Here is a 25,454-nt window from a genome sequence, read left to right on the forward strand (position 1 = left end):
TTTTAACGAATGGAAAATGCCGCTCCCCCAGGTTTGCACTTTCCTGTCACATGCCTTAAACTGATTATATTGACTATACAAACGGCCTTTACCTATATTACAGGCGCCATCAGTGAACTATATGATGAGCGGGAAGCCGCCAACATTGCACATATCATAATGGAATACCTAACGGGTATGAGTAAACTGGACCGGATTGTTCACAAAACAAAAATCCTTTCCCCCGATCAGAAGCAACGTCTCCAGGCAGCCATAGAAGCCCTGCAGCGCCATGAGCCGGTACAATATATCACTGGTACCAGCTGGTTTTATGGCATGGAACTCCTCGTAAATAAAAATGTATTGATTCCCCGTCCGGAAACGGAAGAACTGGTAGAATGGATGGTGCAGGACGCCGCACACCGCCACCGGCTTCACCTGCTGGACGTAGGCACCGGCAGCGGATGCATTCCGCTGGCATTAAAAAAATCATTGCCGGATGCACAGGTATCTGCCATAGATGTGAGCGAAGGCGCGCTGGAAGTGGCGCGCAGCAATGCTGCACGCCAACGGCTGGATGTTGGGTTCCTTCACCTGGATGCGCTGAACCCGCAACAGATGGCAGGCTTACCGGAGTTTGATATGATTGTGAGCAATCCCCCCTATATCACACAGAGTGAGCAAACCTCTATGCAGCAGCGGGTTTGGGACTTTGAGCCGTCGCTGGCCCTGTTTGTTCCGGATAATGATGCACTGCTGTTTTACCGGCATATCTCCGAAATGGCGCATTCCAGGCTGGTTTCCGGCGGCGCCCTTTATTTTGAAATCAATGAAGCGCTGGGAAAAGAAGTGGTAGCGTTAATGGAGCATATTGGGTTTACAGAAGTAACACTGAAGCAGGATATGTTTGGGAAAGACAGGATGGTAAAAGGAAAGAAGATATAAATAAAAAAACCTGGTGGTATTATACCACCAGGTTCCGTATAAGTTAAAGGCATTATTACTTATGTGCGGTGGCCAGCACTACTTTGGCCCCCATCTCCCTGGCCACTTCCATCACACTCACCACATCTTCCACCGGTACAGATTTTTCCGCATTGATAACAATGGTGGGATCAATCTTTTCATTACCGATAGAAGGCGCCAGCGCCTGTTTCAGGTGGTCAAAGGTCACTTTATTGGTGCCTACAAAAAACTCGCGTTTATCGTTGATACTGACTACTACTGTTTGTTTCGACTTGGTATTGCTCTTCGCTTTCGGCAGCAGCAGTTTAATCACATTCGGATTAGCCAGGGTGGAAACAATAAGAAAGAACAACAACAGAATGAACAGAATGTCATTCAGTGCTGAGTTGTGCATTTCCACCTGTCTCTTATTTCGTCTGCGTAAATTCATGAGGGTGGTTTTAGCGGGTTGGTTCCTGCAAAATATCGATGAATTCAGCAGAAGCGCCTTCCATCTTGTTTACTACCTTGTCTATCTGGGCATTCAGGTAACTGTAGCCGATGAAAGCCACAATACCGATAATTAACCCGGAAGCAGAAGTAATCATTTTTACATAGATACCGCCGGCAATGGTTCCCAGTGTGATATCAGAAGTAATGGAGATATTGAAGAAAGTCTGGATCATCCCTGCAATGGTACCGAGGAATCCGAACATAGGGGCAATACCTGCAATAATAGACAGGATTACCAGGTTCTTCTCCATCCGGTAAATTTCAAGTTTACCCACATTCTCCATTGATTTTTCAATATTTTCAATAGGCTTGCCTATGCGCTGAATTCCTTTCTCAATCATACGGGCAATGGGTCCGTAGGTATTTTTTGCCAGTGATCTGGCAGATTGCATGTTCCCCGTGGTGATCTGATCACGGATCATGGGCATAAAGTTATCAGGCAACCGGCCGGCTTTACTGATGGTGATGGCTCTTTCCACAAATACATATACAGCTATCAGGGAAAGTATCCCCAGTGGGATCATCAGCACACCGCCTTTCATCAGCATATCTATCAAATGAATTTCCGGCGCCGGGGCTCCGGCAGCACCGGCTGCCAGGGCTGCTGAATCAGCCGGAAGAGACGATAAAGAATCCTGTAATAACGTAATAAAACCTAACAACATGAACTATATTTTAACGGGTGCATAAGTAGAACACTACTATAAACGGTTAAAGTAATAAAATATTTGCGAATGTGCGCGGCAATATTTATGCCTTCTCTTCCCAAACCTGTGCCAGATACACAATTGTTTGCACCGCTTTCTGCATATCCTGTATGCTTACGTATTCATGTTTGCTATGAAGCGCCATTTCACCGGTAAAAATATTGGGACAGGGAAGCCCCATAAAAGACAGGCGGGAACCATCGGTACCGCCCCGGATGCTCATTCTCAGGGGTTGTACGCCGGCACGGCGGATGGCTTCTGCTGCATTGGCCGTTACTTCAGGATGATTTACCAGCACCTCTTTCATATTGCGGTACTGCTCTGTTACTTTCAGCGTAGCCTTTGCGCCATGATGTTTTGCCAGCACCTTATCCATGATCCTGCGCAGGAAAGTTTCATGCGCTTCGAGATGGGCGGTTTCAAAATCACGTATAATAAAATCGATTTCTGTTTTTTCTACGGTGCCCTGTATACGAACCGGGTGGATAAAGCCTTCACGGTCGTCGGTGGTTTCAGGGGAAAGACTGTCTTTCGGTAACGCATCTACGATTTCGCCGGCTATTTTGATAGCGCTTACCAGTTTATCCTTTGCGGAACCGGGATGGGCGCTGATGCCATAAACCGTGATCCTGGCGCCATCTGCCGAGAAATTCTCATCTTCCAGGGAACCCAGTTCTCCGCCATCCATGGTATAGCCAAAATCGGCGGCCAGCTTCTTCATATCCACTTTTTCCACACCACGGCCCACCTCTTCATCCGGGGTAAACAGGATGCGGATAGCGCCATGCTTTACTTCGGGATGCGTCATCAGGAAATGGGTGGCATCCATAATTTCGGCCACACCGGCTTTATCGTCTGCCCCCAGCAGTGTGGTACCGCTGGCAGTAATAATATCGTCGCCTTTTTTACTGGCCAGGTAAGGATGTTCTTTTGCGCTGATCACTACTGTTTCGTCATCGGGCAAAACAATATCGCCGCCATCGTATTGGTGGTGTACAATCGGCTTTACACCAGTGCCACTGCTGTCTGAAGAAGTATCCACATGTGAACAAAAGCAGATCACGGGTACTTTTTTATCGGTGTTGGCCGGGATGGTGGCATACACATAGCCATGTTCGTCCAGTTCTGCATCGGTAATACCCATTTCCTGTAATTCCTTTACCAGCAACCGGGAAAGATCCTTTTGTTTTTCCGTGGTAGGAAAAGTGTTGCTCATCGGGTCCGACTGTGTATCTATCTGTGCGTAACGCATGAAGCGTTTATCTACTGTATATGAGTAATTTGTAAACATATTGCAAACGTAAGGAAAATCATCTTCACACTTCTGCCGTAGATTATTCTGTTTTACCATCTCTCACAATATCCCAAACAGTAATTTATTCTTCAAAAGTCTATTTTTTTAAGACAAAAAACCAAAATTATATGGAATGATCGAACAAAGATCTAATAATGATAGGTTTGTGTAGAATAAAATACATCCTATATATGCTTACCAACATTCCAGGCTATCCGAGAATAGGTAGCCAGCGGGAGCTGAAAAAAGCCTGCGAAAATTACTGGGCCGGAAAAATTTCCCTGGAGCGTCTTGAGCTAACGTCAAGGCAGCTACGAAAAGAGAACTGGAACGGGTTACAGGAAGCCGGTATTGACCTGATTCCCTCCAACGATTTTTCCTGGTACGACCAGGTACTGGATATGTGCATGACCCTGGGCGTAATTCCTTCGCGTTTCAAAGCATTGCAGCAAACATTCGCCAACCCGGGTTGCCCGGAGCTGTATTTCGCTATGGCAAGGGGGTACCAGAAAAATAACTTCGATATCACTGCCCTGGAAATGACCAAATGGTTTGATACCAATTATCATTACCTGGTACCTGAATTTGAATCCGTTCAGCAATATACCCTGCACCAGCCTAAGTGTGTGGAAGAATTCAAAGAAGCGCTTAGTCATGGTATCACCACCAAACCCGTACTCATCGGGCCTGTTACCTTTATTTTATGTGGAAAAATTAAGGGAGATGACCTTACGCACACCCAGCTGCTGGAAAAACTGCTGCCCGTTTATATCGAATTGTTAAGATCCCTTCAACAGGCGGGCGCCACGTGGATCCAGCTGGATGAACCTTTCCTGGTGACCGACCTGGACCCCGCCACCAGAGACCTTTACCACGCCGCATACACCGCTATAAGCCAGGCATTGCCTGCGCTCAGCATATTACTGACCACTTATTTCGGTGGGCTGGAAGACAATACCACCCTGGCTTTGCAGCTGCCGGTGCAGGCGGTGCATATCGACCTGGTAAGGGCTCCGGAGCAACTGGATGCCGTACTGGCGGCTCTCCCGGCAGATAAATGGTTGTCGCTCGGCGTAGTGGACGGTCGCAATATCTGGAAAAATGATTACGCCGCTTCCGTGGCGCTGATTGAAAAAGCGATACAGCAAATCGGTGAAGAACGTGTACTGCTGGGCACTTCCTGCTCCCTCCTGCATGTTCCCTACAACCTGGAAGATGAAACCGCGCTGGACCCGGAAGTAAAACAATGGATGGCTTTTGCCAAGCAGAAAGTAGCCGAAGTGATAGCGCTGAAGCACATCATAGCCGGCGATACCTCCCTGCTCATTGACAATGAAACAGTGATGAACAGCCGCAAAATATCTTCCCGGATACATCAGCCGGAAGTGAAAGCCCGGCTGGAAAGTATTACCACAGCGGATACACAGCGGCACAGCATCTTCCCGCACCGTCAGAAATTACAGCAATCGGTATTACAACTTCCGCTGTTTCCTACCACCACCATCGGCTCATTCCCGCAAACCTCGGAAATAAGACAACTCCGCGCCGATCTTAAAAAAGGGATCATTACGCCGGAAACTTATAACGCGGATATCCGTAACGCTATCACGGAAACCATTTACCGCCAGGAAAGCCTCGGGCTGGATGTGCTGGTGCACGGCGAGTTTGAGCGGAATGACATGGTGGAATACTTTGGGGAACAACTGGATGGATTTGTATTTACCCAAAATGGCTGGGTACAGAGTTACGGCACCCGGTGTGTAAAACCGCCGGTTATTTTTGGAGATGTACAACGGCCGGAACCCATGACCGTTGCCTGGAGCCGTTTTGCGCAGTCGCTGACCAGCAAGCCTGTTAAAGGCATGTTGACCGGCCCCATCACCATTCTGCAATGGTCTTTTGTAAGAAATGACCAGCCGCGTATGCAAACCGCTATGCAAATTGCACTCGCCATCCGTGATGAAGTAAAAGACCTCGAAGATGCCGGCATTACCATCATACAGGTAGATGAGCCGGCGCTCCGCGAAGGGCTGCCACTGCGTAAAGCACAGCGCGCCGCCTATCTCAGTGAGGCCGTGAAAGCCTTCCGCCTTGCGGTAAGTACTGTGGATGATTCCACCCAGATTCACACGCATATGTGCTATGCGGAATTCAATGATATCATAGCGCACATCGCCGCGATGGATGCCGATGTGATTACCATAGAAACATCGCGCTCACAGATGGAACTGCTGGAAGCATTTGCAGGATTTAAATATCCGAATGAAACCGGTCCGGGTGTATATGATATCCACTCTCCAAGAGTACCGGCAATAGCGGAAATGGAGGCATTATTGCATAAGGCGGCGGCCTTATTACCGCTGCGCAACATATGGGTAAACCCCGACTGCGGGCTTAAAACGCGGAAATGGCCGGAAACAGAAATGGCATTGCGCAATATGGTTACCGCCGCAAAAAATGTGCGATTGGCGATGAGCAACTAGTACCGGGCTTTTAGTAAATGCGGCGAAAATCATCCGCGCTGCATTTACTGAATGCAGCCTAAAATCCGTAATTTTAGGACATGGCATGTCATGAAACCGTAACCTGTCCGCGGTGCGAACGCACCTTTGAATGCCGCGTAGGCACCATTCTACGCTGTCAGTGCCAGGATGTGGTGTTAACCGAAGAAGAGCGTTATTTTATCCAGCAAAATTATAGTGGTTGTCTTTGCGCAGATTGTTTGCGCGATATGAAAGCAATGTATCAGCAGACATAAAAAATTTACGGATGCAAGGGTAGTTTTATCAACCAGTTCCTGCATCCGTAAATCAAAAAAACACCTGAATATTATACGATTTCAACCAGTTCGAGGTCAAATACCAGGTCTTCGCCAGCCAGTGCGTGGTTAGCATCCAGGGTAATAAACTCGTCGCCGATAGCAGCTACTTTTACCTGGAAAACCTGTCCCTGAGGGTTGCTCATCTGCAATTCCATACCTACTTCAGGATTCAGATCAGCCGGGATATTTTCTTTTGGAAAATCCATGATCATTTCATCACTTTTGGGACCATATGCCTGATCAACAGGGATATGAATGGTTTTCTTGTCGCCAACTTTCATGTCCAGCACACCATTCTCAAAACCTTTGATAACCATACCGGCACCTACCTTGAATTCGAGCGGAGCTCTACCTTCGGAAGAATCAAAAGTAGTTCCGTTCGTTAAACGGCCGTGGTAATGCACCTTCACTGTATCCCCGTTTTTAACAGTTTGCATAAAAATTAATTGTTTAGTGTTAATAATTACGCGCAAGATACAAAAAGCAGCCATAATCCGCACTTTTTGATACAGTCAATAAAGCTTTGCATTATCTTAACGGTATGAACCGTATTCTCCTTCTTTGCGTCCTCCTGGCAGGGTGCATTTATGAAACCTCCGCACAATATGCGGAACATGTATTGCCAGGCGCCACACAAACGGCGCGTTACCTTCCACTGCTGAAAAACAAGCGGGTAGCCATGATGGTGAATCAAACCGCCACCATCGATAATACGCACCTGGTAGACTCCCTGTTAAAACTGAATATAAAAATACAGAAGATCTTCAGCCCTGAGCACGGCTTCCGCGGCAATGCTGGTCATGGTGAAAAAGTAGCCAACAGCATTGATTCCGCTACCGGTATTCCCATTGTGTCGCTCTACGGGCAACACCGTAAAGCTACCGCAGCCGATCTGGAAGATGTGGACATCCTGCTGTTCGACATCCAGGATGTAGGCACCCGCTTTTTTACTTACATCTCTTCCCTGCAGGAGCTGATGGAATCCGCAGCAGAAAATAAAAAAACACTCGTAATACTGGACCGTCCTAATCCCAACGGCGACTATGTAGACGGTCCCATCCTCGATACCGCGTACCGTTCCTTTATAGGCATGCAACCTATCCCTGTGGTACATGGCATGACCGTTGGCGAATATGCGCGGATGCTGAACGGAGAACACATGCTCCGCAAAGGCGTACACTGCGATATTAAAGTGATTCCCTGCGAAAATTATGACCACAAAACATTTTACCGCGTGCCCATCAAACCATCGCCCAACCTGCCCAATATGGCCGCTATCAACCTCTATGCCTCCCTCTGCTTTTTTGAAGGCACCGCACTTAGCCTGGGACGTGGTACTGACAAGCCTTTCCAGGTATATGGCTCACCGGCTTTTCCTAAAAAGGGTTATTCATTTACGCCCCGCGCCAGCGCCACTAATCCAACACCGGTGCTGAAAGACCAGCTGTGCTACGGCTTTGACCTGAGCGATGCCCCGGAAGCAACTCCCCACGCAGGCCGTAAAATTGAGCTGAAATGGCTGCTGAATGCCTATCGCATGTTCCCGGATAAATCTAAATTCTTCATTCCCTTCTTCAGCAAACTGGCCGGTAACACCATACTGCAACAGCAGATCGTGAAAGGTATGTCTGAAGCAGAGATCCGCAAAAGCTGGGAACCCGGACTGGCGAAGTTTAAGATAATACGCGCCAAATACCTGTTGTACTAAAAAGCAAAGGGGAATGGCTTTCCGTCTTCCCCTCGTTAAAATCCGCGAAAGGTCGTTATTTTTGCATCCTATGAGTAAAGAGCTTCGCATTGTTTTTATGGGTACCCCTGATTTTGCAGTGGCATCCCTTGATATATTAGTACAGAACGGATTTAATGTAGTGGGTGTGATCACAGCACCGGATAAGCCCGCCGGTCGTGGGTTACAGCTGCAGGAGAGCGCAGTGAAACAATATGCAGTGAGTAAAGGACTCACTGTTTTGCAACCGGAGAAACTGAAAAATCCTGATTTCATTGCTGCCCTAAAAGAGCTGAAAGCCGACCTTCAGGTAGTAGTGGCCTTCCGCATGTTACCTGAAATAGTATGGAATATGCCCCCCGAAGGCACTATCAATGTACATGCCTCACTACTGCCCAATTACCGCGGCGCAGCACCCATTAACTGGGCTATTATCAACGGTGAAAAAGAGTCCGGCGTTACCACCTTCAAACTACAGCATGAAATAGATACCGGCGACATCCTGTTCAGCGATAAAGTAGCTATCCGCGACGATGAAACCGCCGGTGAACTGCACGATGCCCTGATGCAAACAGGCGCCCGCTTACTGCTTAAAACTGTACAGGCTATTGCCACAGGCAACGTACAGGAAACGCCACAGGCCAATATCCCGGCAGCGGAAATAAAACATGCGCCAAAAATTTTCAAGGAAACCTGCCAGATCAACTGGAACCAGCCGTTGGACAGCATTTACAACCTGGTACGCGGACTTAGTCCCTACCCCGCTGCATGGACTACTTTCCAGGGGAAAACACTGAAAATATATAAAGCCCGTAAGGAACATACCACGCCGGCAAAAGCACCGGGCGATTTTGATACCGATCAAAAAAGCTATATCAAAATAGCAGCACCGGACGGTTATCTCTACCTGGATGAAATCCAGCTGGAAGGCAAGAAGAAAATGGATGTGGAAGCGTTTCTGCGGGGGTATCGCTTTTAGGCCGGGGAGATCGCCTTCGGCGATGGAAATTGTCCTGGCGCAGGATTACGCTGATTATACTGATTTATTGGATTTGATCATATTCGATTTTAAAGATTAAGGGAGATAAAAGTGTGTATCCACTTCTATCTCCCTTAATCATTTATAAAAATCCAATAAATCAGTATAATCAGCGTAATCCTGCGCCAAGACAACATCCGCGTTAATCCTCGTAACTCAGCTCGCAGTAAAACTTGGTTTCATTGCTGCCGAGTGCCTGCATCGCACTGTCGCTCAGTTTGATGATAAGGCCCGCATTGGCTTTCATCTGCGGGATTACGTCCAGTACTTTTGCATATACTGCTTTGCCGTTCAGGGGATTGGTTACCTTGATGATGGTGCCACGTGGTGCGGTGTTATGCAGCGCATAGTATTTACCTACCGCATTGCTCTTGAACCAGGTACCGGGGCCTTTTTCAGAAGTAGTTTTTTTGCCGCCGTTGGTTTGCTGCTCATACAACTGTTCAAAATCGGTGCTGCTGCTAACAGGAGCGGATTTAACCGGCGCGGGGGCAGGAGTAACCGTTTCTGTTGTTTCTGCTACAGGACGGGCTTCCGGTTCTTTTTCTTTCTTAGGCGTTTCCTTTACTGCCGGAGGCGGTGGTGGTGGTGGAGATAAAGTAACTACCGGTTCTGCTGCCGGGGTGGCTTTCTCCTTTACTTTTTCAGGACGGGGGGCAGCTTCAGCAGCGGCGCCACCAGCTTTCATAAAGCCCACAATCAGGTAGCTGTCTTTTTTCAGTCCATCTCCGGAAAAACTATTCCACTGACGGATATTATCCAGCGGTACTTTGTTATAGTTCACACTCACACGGTATAAAGTTTCCTTATCGGATACTTTATGATATACCGGCTTGCCGGAGGCATCTGCTTTCTGTGAAAAGTTGGCAGTGGTGAGGGGGATATGCAGCTTATGACCCAGCTGTAATCCCTGTTCCATATTCACTTTATTGGCGGCCGCAATTTCTTTTGGCGGTAAGCCATAAGCACGGCTGAGACTATAAAAATTTTCTCCTTTTTTAACAACATGGGATATGTAGAGAGCGGGGGAAGTACCTTGTACCTCCAGCGTGTCCTGCGCTTGCGCCGCTACTGCACTAAAACCAAACAAGACGATTGAAAGAATCGATTTTATCATACTAACTCTGTTTATGATGCAGCAGAATATCTTAAATTTTATCTGCTATTTCGGGCAACGAATATATGCGTTAAAATTGACAAAATTATTTAATAAACCAAACGGAGAAAATCCCTTTTTGTTGTGGCTGCCGTTATAAACGGCGCCCCCGTTGGCACTGTATTTCAAAGTTAGTATCATTCCCGGATAAATAGCAGTCGTTTATTCTTTACAATCCTGTAATCTCTTTCAGGATGCGCAGCTCTTTCGGATAGTAGTTGTTCATGCGGTTGGGTAATATTTTTGCCCAGCCGAGGTTCATGTCCTCATATCTTACCAGCGCCCAGCCCCGCACCCGTGTGCTCATTCCCGGATCTTCCTTGCGCAGGTATTGCAATGCCTGCCGCAAATCCAGGGAAACCACCGGCAGCTCATCGGATACTAATGTGCTGGCTGCCAGCTGATGATCGGGGATCAGTTCTTTCGCGCTGGGATGTCCTGCTTTTACACCCGCCTTGCGAATATACAATTGTTGCCGCAACAATGGTATTTCTGCTGCCACAGAAGGTGGCAAAATCAATACTTCTTCCTGGTGCATGAAATACTGGTAATCGTCAGGCATCTTTATCCAGGGGGTAACTACCTCCTGCTGACGGGCAGTGAGTGCAGTTGATTTATGTTGCTTCGGCTTTCGCGGAGTTTCGCTGCTGCGCTTACGGAAAGCTGCTATAAAAAATCCTTCTCCCTTCAGCCTGTCGGGGTAAAACCGGTAACCGGTACAATTTCGTTTGTGCGTTACCGTTGCAACAATATTCCATTCGGGATTCAGTGTAACCGGGATATTCTCCAGTTCAAAATGATCGGCCAGCCAATCCAGGATCGCTTCATCTTCTTCTGCAGAAAAAGAGCAGGTGGAATAAATAACAACACCGCCTTCTTTTACCGATGGCAGCACATCTGCCATAATCCTTTGCTGCCGCTGGCTGCAGAGCGTTACATTCTCCGGCGACCATTCCTCCACCAGCTCCGGATCGCGGCGGAATAAACCGGAGCCGGAACAAGGCGCATCCACTACTGCCAGATCAAAGTAACCAGGCAGCCTTGAAAAATCACGCGGATCATTATTGCTCACCACTACATTTGCAGCGCCCCATTTTGTGAGGTTGTCTGTCAGCAGCGCGGCCCGTGGCTTGATCACCTCGTTGGCCACCAACAGGCTATCCCGGCTGATCAGGGATTGCAGCAAAGTGGATTTGCCTCCCGGAGAAGCACAAAGGTCCAATACCTTCAATGGCTGTGTAAGATCCACTGTTGCACGTACCACCTGTTCCAGGAACATAGAGGAAGCCTCCTGCACATAGTAGGCGCCCGCATGAAAATAAGGATCAAATGTAAAGGAGGGCCGCTCCGGTAAATAATACCCATCCCTGCTCCAGGGAACCGGGGTGGCGCCGGTGGCCGACAGGGATTGCAGCACAGCGGCCGTTCGTTCCGGCGTTTTTATTTTATTGGGATTCAATCGCAGTGAAGTAATTTTTTCGGCGGCGGCATGCACCTGCTCAAAAGTTTCCCGGTTATAACCCGGAAGTCCCGCTAACGAATCTAGTAGCGCTGCTGGTAATTGACTGGACAAAGGAATTTTTTTTCCGCAAATTTAGCAAAAAATGTTTTATGCGGGAATAGCCGGGGAGAAGGTTTTCTTTCGGGCTCACACCTCCTTGATGGCGGAAAGCAGCTCCTGCAACACCTTCTTTGCATCTCCAAACAGCATGGACGTTTTGGGTTGGAAAAAGAGATCGTTTTCGATACCGGCATATCCCGGTTTCATACTGCGTTTATTGACGATCACCACTTTTGCGTTTTCAACTTCCAGGATAGGCATCCCGTAAATGGGACTGGCGGGATCGCTCTTCGCTGCCGGGTTTACCACATCATTGGCCCCCAAGATCAATACCGCATCGGTAGTAGGAAATTCAGCGTTGGCATCTTCCATTTCCAATAACTTCTCATAGGGAACATCTGCTTCTGCCAGCAATACATTCATATGCCCGGGCATACGGCCCGCTACCGGGTGAATAGCGTATTTTACTTCCACACCTTTTTCCTCCAGCTGCTTCTCCAACTCATGACACGCATGCTGGGCCTGCGCCACCGCCAATCCATACCCTGGTACAATGATCACTTTATTGGCATATGCCAGCACTACGGCGGCATCATTCAAACTGATTTCTTTATAGTTACCCTGCTCCTTCCCGGAGGCAGCAGCACCTGCTGCACCACCGCCAAAAGAGCCTATCAGCACGTTTTTCAGGGAACGGTTCATGGCCTTGCACATGAGGATGGTAAGGATAGTTCCGGCCGAACCTACCAGGATACCGCCCGTGAGCATCACCGGGTTACTGTACAGGAACCCGCCACAGGCCGCGGCTACTCCGGTAAATGAATTCAACAGGGAAATCACCACGGGCATATCCGCCCCACCAATCGGCAGCACGAATAACACGCCATAAAACAGCGCCAGCAGGAAAACAACGTAAAAGACAATAAGACCCGTTCCCGGCGAAATACCAAAGATACACACCAGCCAAACGGATAATCCTACTATCAGCGCCAGTACCCCCATGTTGAGGAAATGCTGGCCGTTGAAGGAAAAATCCTTCACTTTTCCGGTAAGCTTTCCCCACGCAACAATGCTGCCCGCGCAGGATACCGCGCCAATGATGAGGCTCAGCAAAATGATGATCACCATTCCTTTTGAGGCAGACGACTCCAGTAACTGAAGCGCCAGGTGATCGTCGGAAACAGGTGCGTATAAATTCTTTATCAGTTTGATCAGGTGGTCAAATTCCACGATAGAAATAAGCGCAGCACATGCCCCGCCCATGCCGTTAAACATACTTACCATTTCCGGCATGGCCGTCATCTTCACCTTCTTTGCAGACAACACGCCGATAACACCACCGATAAGCAGCCCGGTGAAGATCCAACCATAATTATGCAGGGGGGCATCGTTTACCCGGTAGAGAAAGATAGTGCCGAGAATGGCCAGCGACATTCCCGCGGCGGCTACCAGGTTGCCTTTGCGGGCAGTATCCGGTTTACTTAACATTTTCAGTCCGAGGATAAAAGTAACAGAGCCGATCAGGTAGATAATTGATAAAATGCTGGATCCCATAAGTATTATGCTTTTAGCCGTTAGCTTTAAGCTGTTAAACAGTTAGCATCTGTCTGCCGTAAAAAAAACAACAGATAACGGTAACCCTTTACCAGCTATTTCTTTTTTCCTTTGAACATTTCCAGCATACGGTCGGTTACCACAAAACCTCCTACCACATTGATCGTACCCAGGATCACCGCCAGGAAGCCGATGATCAGCGCGGGATAATTATCCGCTTCCGCCTTCCCCATCACAATGATAGCCCCGATAATTACAACGCCGTGAATAGCGTTGGCGCCGCTCATCAACGGTGTATGCAATACAGACGGCACTCTCGAAATCACTTCTATTCCTAAAAAAACAGACAGGATAACGATGTAGATAAGATCGATATGCTGGTGAAGAAAAGTTAAAATATATTCCATGTCAGACAGGTATTTTACGATCTCGACTACTAAGCTGGCTGCATCAGGTTTTTCACACGGTCGTTCACAATTTCACCGTTGTGTGTAATACAGGCGCCTTTCACAATATCATCTTCAAAATTCAGGTGCAGCGCTCCTTCTTTTGTCAGTATCAGTTTCAGGAAATTGAATACATTTTTTGCATACAGCTTACTGGCATCGGCCGGCATAGTAGCAGGCAGGTTGGAATTTCCGATGATGGTCACTCCTTTGTACTGCACGGTTTCATTGTTCTTTGTAGCACTGGTGTTACCGCCCGTGGCGGCGGCAAGATCCACAATCACGGAACCGGGCCGCATACGGTCCAGCATTTCATTGCTTACCAGTACCGGCGCTGCTTTACCCGGAATTTGCGCAGTGGTGATCACAATATCTGCTTTGGCAATGCTTTCCCCAATACGCTGCTGTTGCTGCTGCTTATATGTTTCGCTTTGTTCAACCGCGTAACCGCCGGCGGAGGAGGCATCTGCGGCTCCTTCCACTTCCACAAATTTGGCGCCCAGGCTCATCACTTCTTCTTTCACAGCGGGCCTGGTATCAAATACTTCCACTACAGCACCCAAACGGCGGGCGGTGGCAATAGCCTGCAAACCCGCTACACCGGCGCCCAGTATCAATACTTTGGCGGGAGCAATACTGCCTGCTGCGGTCATAAACATGGGAAAGTAACGGGAATAGCTATACGCTGCCAGCAATACTGCCTTATAACCGGCGATATTGGCCTGCGAACTAAGCACATCCATTACCTGCGCACGGGTTGTGCGGGGGATGGTATCTAAACTGAAAGCGGTGATATTACGGGACGCCCAGTACTCCACTTCGTTTACGCGGTACAGTGGCTGCAAAATACCGGCAATAATTTTTCCCGGAGGGATCTGGTCTGTTATCTCTTTTGACGGAGGCTGCAGGGTAAAGATGATATCTGCTCCGGTGAGGATATTGGCAGCTGTTTTTATTTCCGCGCCCGCCTGCATATAGGCGTCATCGTTATAAAAAGCATGGTCGCCGGCTCCCTGCTCCACCCACACGGTCACCGACATTTGCTGCAGTTGCTTTACTACTTCAGGGACAAGAGACACCCTCGTTTCGCCGTTTTTTTCTTTTAAAATTCCTGCAATCATCTGGTGGAAATTTATAATGGAATTTAAAGAAAAAACGGCAACAACGAACTATTTTTCTGTTTAATTTTTCTTCAGAGAAGCGGCCAAAGCAACAGCATGTTGCAGTAAAGCCGGGATGGCTACGCCTTGCAGGTAATTTCCGGAGATATGGATGCCCGGATATTTTTTTTCAAAGTCTTTTACAGCATTCCGCAACTTAACATGACCTACATTCAGCTGCGGGATGGCCTTGTTCCATGTACTGAACCGCTGCATCACCGGTGGGGCCGACAGGTGCAGTAAAGAGCGTACCTCCGAAACTACCTGCTGCTGCAGGGTTTCCGGGTTCATCTGGTCAAACAGGCTTTCCTGCCTCGCACCTCCCAGGAATACGGTAAACAGGATTTTGCCCGCGGGGGCTTTATCCGGGAAGATAGCAGAGTTGCAGATAGCGCCGAGGAAATGCATATTTTCTGCATTGGGCACCAGGAAGCCAAAGCCTTCCAGCGGCTGTGGCAGCGCGGCGGCGTCAAAGCCCAGGTGCAGTACACCCATGCGGGGGTAATGAATATTGTTTAACAAGGCTGCGGTAGCCGCATCGAGGTGGGTAATGGTTTCTGCCGTGCTGTATGCCGGGGTGGTCAGTACAACTTTTGAAGCGGTATAGCTTTCTGATACCCCGTTTTCCACCGCACTCACAATATATCCGCCATTGGCGGCAGTGATGCCGGTTACGTTGCAATTAAAGCGTACCGGGGTGGTCAGCAATTGATGTAAACGGTTTGTGAGCAACTGGTTGCCGCCTTTGAAGCTGATGATTTTCCGGCCGCCCATAGCGCCCTTATCTTTCATCAGCCCTTTGGTAACGCTGCCGTATTCCCGCTCCCACCGCGGGAGTGCGGGCAATACTTCCGCTACGCTCATCAGGTCGGGATTACCGGCATAGATGCCTGATAATACCGGGTCAAAAACATATTCGGCAATCTCTTTATTAAATCTTCTTGTTACAAAATCACTTACTGTTTCTTCTCCTGCTACCGTGGCCGGTTTACGGAAACGCTCTGTAAACAGCCGCCACTTACTGCCGCGGCTCAGGTATGGAGAAGCCATGATTTTGAAAGGATGTGGGGAAACCGCATGTAGTTGGTGTCTTCTAACCAGGAAGCGGTTTTTGCTGGCGGCGCTGGCCTGCAGAATTTCTTTATCAAGACCCAGTTCTGTAAAATACTGCAGCAGTTCCGGCGACGCCGCGATGGTGTTGGCGCCTGCATCCAGCTCAAAGCCATTTTCCCGTATAGATTTCATTACACCACCGGTATGATCAGAAACCTCCAGTACCTGGTATGGCACCTGCAGTTTCTGCAATTCATATGCAATACTCAGCCCGGACAGACCGGCGCCGACAATCAATACGGGTTGATCAGACATATGATAAATTTAAACGGCTTCAGTTGCGATTATCTGCGTGCAATATTTAACCACAGCTTTTACCCATAACGGGTGAATATTCAAACACGGAATCATAGTAAAAGATTCGCCGCCACTGTTCAGGAAAGAATGTTTTCCTTCTACAGCTATCTCCTCCAGTGTTTCAAGGCAATCTGAAACAAAAGCAGGACACACGATGAGCAGTCGTTTTTTGCCTTCAGCCGGCAGTGTTTCCAGCAAACCGGCGGTGTAGGGCTTCAGCCATTCTTCACGACCCAACCTCGACTGAAAAGAGATACCCCATTTTTCCCGCGGCAGTCCCAGCTTTTCCGCTACCAGCTCAGTAGTAACCGTGATCTGGTGACGGTAGCAATAATCATGTGCGGGTGACTTTACATGACAGCAATCATTCACCTTCATGCAATGCGCACCGGTAGGATCGGCTTTACGCATATGCCTTTCCGGCAACCCATGATAACTGAATAATACGTAATCATAGTCCTGCTGAAGATATGGACGCATGCTTTCAGTAAGTGCGTTAATATAATCCGGTTCATCATAAAACGGAGGCACTACCGACAGCTTGAATTTATATTTTTTCTTTTTATAGACTTCCTGCGCGTATTCCACGGCTGTTTCATAAGAAGACATGGCATAATGCGGATACAGGGGCAACAGCACCACTTCTTTCAGACCAGGATTTTGTTTGAGCAGGTTGTCGTAAGCCACCTGCGGATGCGGGTTACCATAACGCATGGCTATTTCCACCGGGATTTCCATGTCGTTCTGCACTGCCATCTGCAGCTGCTTTGTTAAAGCCACCAATGGCGATCCTTCTTCCCACCAGATAGATTCATAAGCCCTGGCAGATTGCTCCGCACGTTTTGGCACAATGATACCTTCAATTAAGATCTTGCGGAACAACCACGGATAATCAATTACACGCTTGTCCATCAGGAACTCATTCAGATAACGCTTAACATCCGGCACGGCGGTAGAATCAGGCGATCCGAGGTTCATTAATACTATTCCAACATCAGATTTAGATACCATTTCTTTTAAATTGGTGCAAAAGTAAGCAAAAAGCCGAAAGCGAAAAGCATTATAGTCCACGTATAGCCAGGCTGATTAGTGTCATTCTTTTGTAAAGGCAAAACCTGATAAAAATCATTTTTTCGTCGTAATGATTACCAGTAGTAGAAATGACACACTAATGACAGCTAACCCCTTTTGTTTGGGACGTATGAAAGTACTTTTGCAACCGGAAGCTTATACAAAAACATGCAGGTCAGTCATTCAAAAGAAATAGCAAATTTTCATATCGTTGGCATCAACTATAAGAAAACAGACGCTGCTATCAGGGGATTATACGCCATCAATCCGGCTCAGTATCAACAACTCCTGGAGCATGCCAGGGTAGTGCAATTAGACGATCTCTTTGTGCTCTCTACATGTAACAGAACGGAAGTATACGGATTTGCAGCGAACCCGGGGCAGTTGATAGATTTGCTTTGCAGGGAATCAAACGGCGACAGAAGCCAGTTGGAAGAATTAGCCTATACCAAGTCAGGAGAAGAAGCAATCAGGCATTTGTACCAGGTAGGTACCGGTCTTGACTCCCAGATCCTCGGCGACTACGAAATCATAGGTCAGATCCGTAATGCCACTAAGTTTGCCAAAGCGCATCACAGCCTGGGCAGCTTCCTGGAAAGGCTTGTCAACAGCGTTTTACAGGTTTCCAAACTCATCAAAACTGAAACAGGACTCAGCAAAGGCACGGTATCAGTGGCTTTTGCCACCGTGAGAATGCTGGAACGCATCTGTCCTGATATAAAAGATAAAAAAATTGTATTGCTGGGTGTAGGTAAAATAGGCCGCAACACCTGCAAGAACATGATCGAATACCTCGGCGTAAAAGAAGTAACCCTCATTAACCGCACCCTGCAGGTGGCCGCCGAATTCGCCGGCCAGCACGGACTGAAATACGCTCCCATCGAAGATATGGTAAGCGAAATGCAGCAGGCAGATGTGATACTCGTTGCTTCCAATGCCCCACACCCAACAGTGCTGGCAGAACATCTCCGCAATACTTCTCCAAAACTCATCGTCGACTTATCCATTCCTTTTAACGTGGAAGCGGCTGTAGGTGAACTCCCGCATATCACCCTCGTGAATGTGGATGAACTCTCCAAAGTACAGGATGAAACCCTGCAAAACAGGCTGGGAGAAGTACCAAAGGCAATCTCCATCATCGACGAACATATGGAGGAATTCCTTTACTGGTACAAAATGCGCAAACACGCAGTAGTACTGAAAGCCGTAAAAGATAAGCTGCAGGAAATACATACCCGCGAAATACAGCAACAGAAAAACGGCGGTCACTATAACATGGAAGACATCGAACTCGTATCTTCCCGCATCATACAAAAAATGATTAATCTCATGGCTGGTAAAGTACGCAAGGAAACAGACAAAAGCGACCAGTACATCGCCATGATCAACGATATTTTTGAGACCGGAGTTAACCAGGAATAAACAAATGGATAAAGTTATCAGGATAGGCACAAGAGAAAGTCAGCTGGCCTTGTGGCAGGCAAACCAGGTAAATGATCTGCTCACCGCACAAGGTTACCGTACAGAACTGGTACCCATCAAAAGCGAAGGAGATATAGACCTGGTAACACCCCTGTATGAAATAGGCGTTCAGGGCATCTTCACAAAAAGCCTCGACCTGGCATTGCTCAATAACCGTATAGACATTGCCGTTCACTCCTTCAAAGACGTTCCCACACAACTTCCGAAGCAAATTGTACATGCCGCTATCCTGCAACGCGGACCGGTAAAAGATTTGCTGGTATATAAAAACGATACTAACTTCCTTTCACAACCCGATTATATAGCTAACATCGCTACCAGCAGTGTACGCCGTAAAGCACAGTGGCTGCGGAAATATCCACAGCACCAGCTGCATAACCTGCGTGGCAATGTTAATACCCGCTTAAGAAAACTGGCGGAAGAAAACTGGGACGGCGCCATTTTCGCGGTAGCCGGACTGGAAAGGATCAACGTTCGTCCTGCTAATTCCATTGATCTCGACTGGATGCTGCCAGCTCCCGCACAGGGCGCAGTGGTGGCAGTGTGCAGGGAAGATGATCAATTTTGCCTGGATGCATGCGCTGCTTTTAATCATGCAGATACCGCCCTCGCCACACACATTGAACGAGAATTTTTACGTACCCTGATGGGCGGATGCACCACCCCTATCAGCGCTTACGCTTATATACAAAACAATCACATACATTTCAGCGGTGAACTGTGCAGCCTTGATGGCGCCCGGTTCTTCACTGTTTCACGCGAAGTACCATTGGAACAGGCCCAACACCTCGGACAGGAAGCTGCAGAAGATATTATGGCGCAGGGTGGCGCTGAAATAGTAGCACAGATCAGAAATGCTAAATGATAAATACCGCATATTAAGCACCAGGCATTTAACAGACAGCTCTGTGGCTGTTGCTGGTGAAAGTGGTATACACATAGATGTACAGGATTTTATACAGATAAAGCCGCTTCTCAATGAAGCACTGTTAGGCGAAGAGCATATGGCACAGGTTTTCCGTCCGGAAGCTGTACATGTGTTCACCAGCGCCAATGCAGCGAGAATACTGGCCAAATATTATTTGCACCAGGATGATACATTTTATGTGATCAGCGAGCCAAATATCTGCTGTATTTCCGGGAGCACCAGGAAAGCAGTGGAAAACGTGTTCACTGATTGTAAGATCTTAGCGGAATCGCATTATGGCAGCGAACTTGCTAAGGCCATTATACAAATTGGTAACATTACTTCCGTTAATTTTTTCTGCGGAAATATCCGGAGAAACGAATTACCGGATGCATTGCAAAAGGCTGGTATTGAAGTAAAGGAATTCGTGATCTACGAAAATATTCCTGCACCCGCTGTAACAGCCGATGATTACGACGGTGTATTATTTTTCAGTCCCAGCGCCGTAAAAAGCTACCTGTCTGCCAACAGGCTGAATAGTAAAACCGTTTGCTTCGCCATTGGCAGAACAACCGCCACCGAACTGAGAGTACACACCGATAACAAAATTATAATGAGCACCGATATCAGCGAAGAAAGCATGGTGCAAACTGCTATATTTTATTTTAACAACATTAACTGCTACGAATGAGCGCATTGAAGAACGACTTATTGCTGAAGGCCCTTAAAGGCGAAACTGTTTCCCGCACACCGGTATGGATGATGCGTCAGGCTGGTCGCTATTTACCGGATTATATCAAACTGCGTGATAAATATACGTTCTTTGAACGCTGCGAAAACCCGGAGCTGGCAACAGAAATAACGGTGATGCCGGTAGACCAGGTAGGCGTTGATGCTGCTATCATCTTCTCCGATATCCTGGTGGTTCCACAGGCAATGGGCATGGAAGTACAGCTGGTGGAAAAAGTAGGACCACTGCTGCCCGCTCCCATTAAAACCGCGCAGGATCTGCAACGTTTATGCGTTCCCGATGTACAGGAAAGACTGCACTATGTATTTGATGCGCTGAAGCTCACCAAAAAAACACTGGATGGCAGGGTGCCGCTGATAGGCTTTGGTGGCGCGCCCTGGACCTTGCTCTGCTATATGGTACAAGGCAAGGGTTCCAAAACTTTTGATGAAGCAAAAGCATTCTGCTATCAGCAGCCTGTTGTAGCACATCAGTTGCTGCAGATGATCACCGATACCACCATCGCTTACCTGAAAGCACAGGTAGCCGCAGGCGCTGATACCGTACAGGTATTTGACTCCTGGGGCGGGCTGCTCAGTCCGCAGGATTTTGAAGTATTCTCTTTACAATATATCCGCCAGATAGTTGCCGCGATGAAGGATGTTTGTCCTACTATCGTATTTGCCAAAGGCGCCTGGTTTGCCCTGGAAGACATGGCCGCTACCGGCGCGCACGGACTGGGTATCGATTGGTGTATTAAACCGGAACTGGCCCGCCAGTTTGCCGGTAGCAACATCACCCTGCAGGGAAATTTTGATCCGGCTAAATTGCTGGCGCCGATCCCCGAAATTGAAAAGGCCGTAAAGGAAATGCTGAAAGGCTTTGGCAGACAGCGTTACATTGCCAACCTCGGACATGGTATCTTACCAAATGTTCCGGTTGATCACGCCAAAGCATTCGTAGAAACAGTTAAAGCACACGGATAATTAACCATGAGCATCAAAGATAATTTCATATCATTCATACACGGCTTACAGGATGAGATCTGCGCTGCGCTGGAGAAAACAGACGGCAAAGCTACTTTCCTGGAAGACCGCTGGGAACGCCCTGGTGGCGGCGGTGGTAAAACACGCGTGATCGCCAACGGGAATGTGTTTGAAAAAGGCGGTGTAAATACTTCGGTTGTTCATGGTGAGTTGCCGGAGGCAATGGCACAACAATTCGGCGTTACCAACAGCCAGTTCATGGCATGTGGTATTTCGCTGGTGCTGCATCCGGTGAATCCCTTTGTGCCTACCGTGCATGCCAACTTCCGCTATTTTGAATTGTATGACCAGGATGGAACGCTGAAAGACAGCTGGTTTGGCGGTGGTGCGGATCTTACGCCCTATTACCTGCAGGAAGAAGACGGTGTACATTTTCACCGTACCTTTAAAGATGCCTGTGATCCTTTTGGAAAAGAATTGTATCCTGCATATAAAAAACACTGCGACGAATACTTTATCAATAAACACCGTAATAACGAAGCGCGCGGCATAGGCGGTATCTTTTATGATTACCTCCGGCCCAACGCAGAAAGGACCGCAGAAGAACTCCTGAATTTCTCCAAAGCAAATGGAAACGCTTTCCTTGAAGCATATCTTCCGCTGGTAGAGAAAACAAAAAATCTGCCTTATACCGACGCACATAAAAACTGGCAGGCGTATAGGCGTGGACGTTATGTGGAGTTCAATCTTGTTCACGACAGGGGCACACTGTTTGGCCTGAAAACAAACGGCCGTACAGAATCCATCCTGATGAGCTTACCACCTGTGGCCCGCTGGGAGTACGACTTTCATCCTGCACCCGGCAGCCCGGAAGCACAGCTGGAAGAATACCTGAAGCCCAGGGAATGGGTAAAAGAATAAGCCGGCAGACGACGATATAAAAACAATAAAATTTTTATAAAGATGATCAGAAGAAACAGAATTTTAAGAGTATCTCCTGCTATTCGTGCAATGGTAGCGGAAACAATTTTAACACCCAGCGATTTTATAGCGCCGTTATTTGTTACCGAAGGAGAAAATGTGAAAGAAGAGATCAGCTCTATGCCGGGTTATTTCAGGTACTCCCTGGATCTTACCATTAAAGAAGCCAGGGAACTCTGGAGCCTGGGTATTAAAAGCGTACTGCTGTTTGTGAAAGCGCCGGACAGTGTAAAAGATAATAAAGGTACCGAAGCAGTAAACCCCAACGGGTTGATGCAGCGTGCCATCCGCGGCATTAAAAATGCCATTCCCGAAATGGTGGTAATGACAGATGTTGCACTGGACCCCTACTCTTCCTACGGTCACGATGGTATTGTAGACGGAACGGAAATTGTAAACGATCCTACGGTAGAAGTACTGGCACGCATGAGCCTGAGCCATGCACAGGCAGGCGCCGATTTTGTAGCGCCCAGCGATATGATGGATGGCCGCATCCTGGCAATCCGCAATATCCTTGAAGAGAATGGTTTCGACAAAACAGGCATTATGGCTTACAGCGCCAAATACGCGTCCTGTTTTTACGGCCCTTTCCGTGATGCACTGGACTCTGCTCCCGGCTTCGGCGATAAAAAAACCTACCAGATGGATTATGCCAATTCCCGCGAAGCGATCCGGGAAACGCTGATGGATATTGAAGAAGGCGCCGACATTGTAATGGTAAAACCTGCTATGGCTTACCTCGATATTATGCGCATTATTAAAGACCGTGTAACCGTACCAGTGAGTGCTTATCATGTAAGCGGAGAATACGCCATGATCAAAGCAGCAGCAGAAAGAGGCTGGCTCGATGAAAACAAGGCCATCATGGAATGTATGACCAGTATGAAACGCGCCGGCGCGGATCTGATCGCTACCTACTTTGCAAAAGACGCTGTAAAACTGCTGAATGCATAATTCCCTATCTTGCGTAAAATAATAAACCACCAACAGATGTACAGTAAAAGTGAAATGTTATTCGGGAAAGCAAAGCAGGTAATTCCCGGCGGTGTTAACTCTCCCGTACGTGCATTTAAAAGTGTAGGCGGCACTCCCGTATTTATGGAACGTGCCAAAGGCGCCTATATGTACGATGTAGATGGCAACCGTTATATCGACTATATCAATTCCTGGGGGCCCATGATCCTCGGCCATGCATATGAGCCGGTGGTAAAGGCCATACAGGAATACGCCACCTACTCCACATCTTTCGGGGCTCCTACAGAACTGGAAACAAAGATCGCAGAACTGATCACAGGCATGGTGCCTAATATCGATATGATACGTATGGTAAACTCCGGTACGGAAGCCTGTATGACAGCCATCCGGCTGGCAAGAGGCTATACCGGCCGTAATAAGTTTATCAAATTTGAAGGTTGCTACCACGGTCACGCTGATGCGTTCCTGGTAAGCGCCGGCAGTGGCGTAGCTACGCTGGGCATTCAATCTGTGCCGGGCGTTACCACTGCAGTAGCAGAAGATACGCTTACGGCTCCATACAATAATTTACCCGCAGTAGAGCAATTGATTGCCGATAACACCAACCAGATTGCTGCTATTATCATTGAACCGGTAGCGGGCAACATGGGCTGTATCCTTCCGCAACCAGGCTTCCTGGAAGGGCTCCGCCAGCTTTGCGATGCAAACAATATCCTGCTCATCTTCGATGAAGTAATGACGGGGTTCCGTTTGGCCCGCGGTGGTGCACAGGAATTGCTGGGCATCCGGGCCGATCTTGTTACTTTTGGTAAAATCATCGGGGCAGGTATGCCGGTGGGCGCAGTAGCAGGTCCGAAAGAAATCATGGAACATCTTGCTCCGGCCGGAAAGGTATACCAGGCAGGCACTTTAAGCGGTAACCCTATTGCAATGATTGCCGGTTATACTTTATTGCAAACGCTGAATGAAAATCCTGTTATCTACCAGCAACTGGAAGAAAAAGCCAGCTACCTGGTGAATGGATTAAAAGAAGCATTTGGCGCTGCAGGTATCGTGCATAGCATCAACCAGATGGGCTCTATGCTGAGCGCACATTTCACTGAATATCCGATTGTGGATTTCTCTGCTGCCTCTGCCGCTAATAATGAATTATTCAAACGTTTCTTCCATGCGATGCTGGACCGTGGTATTTATTTGCCGCCTTCCGCTTTCGAAAGCTGGTTTATGAGTAATGCACTCACTACCGAAGACCTGGATGAAACCATTGCTGCTGCTAAATCTGCCATGCAGGCGATAAAATAGTTAACAATTCAATCCTGTGCAGAGTGGAAAGAGCTGTCTCTATAAAATGAGACGGCTCTTTATTTTTATACACATCTTACCGGTTATCAAAAAATAGATCCTTTACAATAAACTAATCTTTAAATAAATCAAAAACTATTAATTTTGCGGTTTAATGAATGATCGTGCGCACATATTAAAACGTTGGACACTCGTCTGCTTCCTGCTGTGTTTACAGCTGGCAACCGGCGTCCTGCCTTCGTTTGCAGCACATCGTCATTATTTTCTGTTACCCGATCTGCACAAGCAACAGGTAGAGCAGGACAGGTTATTAAGTCTTGTTAATAAAATTCCTGTACATCTCGAAGCAGATGATGAAGGTACCGAAGTATGGCATATCACGAAGCACCGGCGCAAAACACGCTGGTATCTTTCTGCAGCTGCCCCGCAGGTAAGTACCGCCACCCGCATTGTATATCTCGATGCAGATAATACTGCACGCAGCATTTATATTCCTGAAAACAAAACCGGTGAGTATGGCCGCCAGAAATCCTTCCGGCCCGCCTACTATTCCTTTCTCTTCCGGTTTACTCCTTTTTGAATACCAGCACACCTTTTATTGTAATCATTTTTAATTTTTTTTAGGGAGATGCCTGCCTTTTCTGCTATCACAGCGGATGGCCTCCTATTGTGTTGTATTCACCTATTCCGGTTATGCCGGGATCAATAT

General features: G+C 47.8%; 24 protein-coding genes. 13 read left to right on the forward strand and 11 right to left on the reverse strand.

What is annotated here, in order from left to right:
* The first annotated feature begins 69 nt into the window (after positions 1 to 69).
* Positions 70 to 924 carry a peptide chain release factor N(5)-glutamine methyltransferase gene (gene prmC / locus PV783_RS27255; protein WP_420990345.1) on the forward strand — a complete coding sequence of 285 codons (855 nt, stop codon included), beginning with the start codon at positions 70 to 72 and terminating at the stop codon, positions 922 to 924.
* Between the two features lie 55 nt (positions 925 to 979).
* On the opposite strand, the gene PV783_RS27260 is transcribed toward prmC, so the two are convergent.
* The 3 genes from PV783_RS27260 to pepT form a co-directional block, all read right to left on the reverse strand.
* Complete coding sequence (locus tag PV783_RS27260; protein ID WP_079470398.1) at positions 980 to 1,375, reverse strand: ExbD/TolR family protein; 396 nt, start codon at positions 1,373 to 1,375, stop codon at positions 980 to 982.
* 10 nt (positions 1,376 to 1,385) lie between these two features.
* Complete coding sequence (locus PV783_RS27265) at positions 1,386 to 2,102, reverse strand: MotA/TolQ/ExbB proton channel family protein (RefSeq protein ID WP_079470399.1); 717 nt, start codon at positions 2,100 to 2,102, stop codon at positions 1,386 to 1,388.
* Positions 2,103 to 2,187: 85 nt separating this feature from the next.
* Positions 2,188 to 3,435, reverse strand: coding sequence for a peptidase T (gene pepT / locus PV783_RS27270; protein ID WP_420990346.1), 1,248 nt, complete (start codon positions 3,433 to 3,435; stop codon positions 2,188 to 2,190).
* Positions 3,436 to 3,629: 194 nt separating this feature from the next.
* Between pepT and metE the strand changes: the two genes are divergently transcribed.
* Together metE and PV783_RS27280 are read left to right on the forward strand one after the other, a co-directional pair.
* Positions 3,630 to 5,921 (forward strand): 5-methyltetrahydropteroyltriglutamate--homocysteine S-methyltransferase, encoded by a 2,292-nt coding sequence (gene metE, locus PV783_RS27275; protein WP_420990347.1) that lies wholly within the window; start codon positions 3,630 to 3,632, stop codon positions 5,919 to 5,921.
* Positions 5,922 to 6,001: 80 nt separating this feature from the next.
* Positions 6,002 to 6,196, forward strand: coding sequence for a cysteine-rich CWC family protein (locus PV783_RS27280; RefSeq protein WP_079470401.1), 195 nt, complete (start codon positions 6,002 to 6,004; stop codon positions 6,194 to 6,196).
* A 71-nt stretch (positions 6,197 to 6,267) separates the two neighbouring features.
* On the opposite strand, the gene PV783_RS27285 is transcribed toward PV783_RS27280, so the two are convergent.
* Positions 6,268 to 6,696, reverse strand: coding sequence for an FKBP-type peptidyl-prolyl cis-trans isomerase (locus PV783_RS27285; protein ID WP_079470987.1), 429 nt, complete (start codon positions 6,694 to 6,696; stop codon positions 6,268 to 6,270).
* 104 nt (positions 6,697 to 6,800) lie between these two features.
* On the opposite strand from PV783_RS27285, the gene PV783_RS27290 reads away from it, so the two are divergent.
* Positions 6,801 to 7,967, forward strand: a complete 1,167-nt coding sequence (locus tag PV783_RS27290; protein WP_420990348.1) for an exo-beta-N-acetylmuramidase NamZ domain-containing protein — start codon at positions 6,801 to 6,803, stop codon at positions 7,965 to 7,967.
* A gap of 70 nt (positions 7,968 to 8,037) precedes the next feature.
* Complete coding sequence (gene fmt / locus PV783_RS27295) at positions 8,038 to 8,964, forward strand: methionyl-tRNA formyltransferase (RefSeq protein ID WP_079470403.1); 927 nt, start codon at positions 8,038 to 8,040, stop codon at positions 8,962 to 8,964.
* A gap of 202 nt (positions 8,965 to 9,166) precedes the next feature.
* Here the strand turns inward: fmt and PV783_RS27300 are convergent, their stop codons facing one another.
* From PV783_RS27300 to hemH, 7 genes are all read right to left on the reverse strand, one after another.
* Positions 9,167 to 10,141, reverse strand: a complete 975-nt coding sequence (locus tag PV783_RS27300) for a LysM peptidoglycan-binding domain-containing protein (RefSeq protein WP_420990349.1) — start codon at positions 10,139 to 10,141, stop codon at positions 9,167 to 9,169.
* A gap of 208 nt (positions 10,142 to 10,349) precedes the next feature.
* A complete protein-coding gene (locus tag PV783_RS27305) occupies positions 10,350 to 11,753 on the reverse strand; it encodes a methyltransferase RsmF C-terminal domain-like protein (protein ID WP_420990350.1) in 1,404 nt (467 codons plus the stop codon).
* Positions 11,754 to 11,828: 75 nt separating this feature from the next.
* Positions 11,829 to 13,295 (reverse strand): NAD(P)(+) transhydrogenase (Re/Si-specific) subunit beta, encoded by a 1,467-nt coding sequence (locus PV783_RS27310; RefSeq protein ID WP_420990351.1) that lies wholly within the window; start codon positions 13,293 to 13,295, stop codon positions 11,829 to 11,831.
* A gap of 95 nt (positions 13,296 to 13,390) precedes the next feature.
* On the reverse strand, positions 13,391 to 13,702 hold the full coding sequence (locus PV783_RS27315) for an NAD(P) transhydrogenase subunit alpha (protein WP_079470407.1): 312 nt from the start codon (positions 13,700 to 13,702) through the stop codon (positions 13,391 to 13,393).
* 29 nt (positions 13,703 to 13,731) lie between these two features.
* Positions 13,732 to 14,862 carry a Re/Si-specific NAD(P)(+) transhydrogenase subunit alpha gene (locus PV783_RS27320; RefSeq protein ID WP_420990352.1) on the reverse strand — a complete coding sequence of 377 codons (1,131 nt, stop codon included), beginning with the start codon at positions 14,860 to 14,862 and terminating at the stop codon, positions 13,732 to 13,734.
* A gap of 60 nt (positions 14,863 to 14,922) precedes the next feature.
* Positions 14,923 to 16,269 (reverse strand): protoporphyrinogen oxidase, encoded by a 1,347-nt coding sequence (hemG, locus tag PV783_RS27325; protein WP_420990353.1) that lies wholly within the window; start codon positions 16,267 to 16,269, stop codon positions 14,923 to 14,925.
* A gap of 9 nt (positions 16,270 to 16,278) precedes the next feature.
* Positions 16,279 to 17,322, reverse strand: a complete 1,044-nt coding sequence (hemH, locus tag PV783_RS27330) for a ferrochelatase (RefSeq protein ID WP_079470410.1) — start codon at positions 17,320 to 17,322, stop codon at positions 16,279 to 16,281.
* A 228-nt stretch (positions 17,323 to 17,550) separates the two neighbouring features.
* On the opposite strand from hemH, the gene hemA reads away from it, so the two are divergent.
* From hemA to PV783_RS27370, 8 genes are all read left to right on the forward strand, one after another.
* Positions 17,551 to 18,804 (forward strand): glutamyl-tRNA reductase, encoded by a 1,254-nt coding sequence (gene hemA / locus PV783_RS27335; protein WP_079470411.1) that lies wholly within the window; start codon positions 17,551 to 17,553, stop codon positions 18,802 to 18,804.
* A gap of 4 nt (positions 18,805 to 18,808) precedes the next feature.
* Positions 18,809 to 19,729 (forward strand): hydroxymethylbilane synthase, encoded by a 921-nt coding sequence (gene hemC, locus PV783_RS27340; protein ID WP_420990354.1) that lies wholly within the window; start codon positions 18,809 to 18,811, stop codon positions 19,727 to 19,729.
* Positions 19,719 to 20,462 (forward strand): uroporphyrinogen-III synthase, encoded by a 744-nt coding sequence (locus tag PV783_RS27345; RefSeq protein WP_420990355.1) that lies wholly within the window; start codon positions 19,719 to 19,721, stop codon positions 20,460 to 20,462. The genes hemC and PV783_RS27345 overlap by 11 nt, the downstream gene beginning before the upstream one ends.
* Positions 20,459 to 21,487: a uroporphyrinogen decarboxylase gene (gene hemE / locus PV783_RS27350; RefSeq protein ID WP_420990356.1), complete on the forward strand. Its 1,029-nt coding sequence runs from the start codon at positions 20,459 to 20,461 to the stop codon at positions 21,485 to 21,487. The genes PV783_RS27345 and hemE overlap by 4 nt, the downstream gene beginning before the upstream one ends.
* 6 nt (positions 21,488 to 21,493) lie before the next feature.
* A complete protein-coding gene (hemF, locus tag PV783_RS27355) occupies positions 21,494 to 22,408 on the forward strand; it encodes an oxygen-dependent coproporphyrinogen oxidase (RefSeq protein WP_420990357.1) in 915 nt (304 codons plus the stop codon).
* A 42-nt stretch (positions 22,409 to 22,450) separates the two neighbouring features.
* Positions 22,451 to 23,422, forward strand: coding sequence for a porphobilinogen synthase (hemB, locus tag PV783_RS27360; protein WP_079470416.1), 972 nt, complete (start codon positions 22,451 to 22,453; stop codon positions 23,420 to 23,422).
* 36 nt (positions 23,423 to 23,458) lie between these two features.
* The gene (gene hemL, locus PV783_RS27365) at positions 23,459 to 24,745 is read left to right on the forward strand and encodes a glutamate-1-semialdehyde 2,1-aminomutase (protein WP_079470417.1); all 1,287 of its coding nucleotides are present in this window, start codon (positions 23,459 to 23,461) and stop codon (positions 24,743 to 24,745) included.
* Positions 24,746 to 24,899: 154 nt separating this feature from the next.
* On the forward strand, positions 24,900 to 25,325 hold the full coding sequence (locus PV783_RS27370) for a hypothetical protein (RefSeq protein ID WP_079470418.1): 426 nt from the start codon (positions 24,900 to 24,902) through the stop codon (positions 25,323 to 25,325).
* Positions 25,326 to 25,454: the final 129 nt, after the last annotated feature.

This window comes from Chitinophaga sp. CC14 (genome assembly GCF_048957795.1).
Lineage (GTDB): Bacteria > Bacteroidota > Bacteroidia > Chitinophagales > Chitinophagaceae > Chitinophaga > Chitinophaga ginsengisegetis.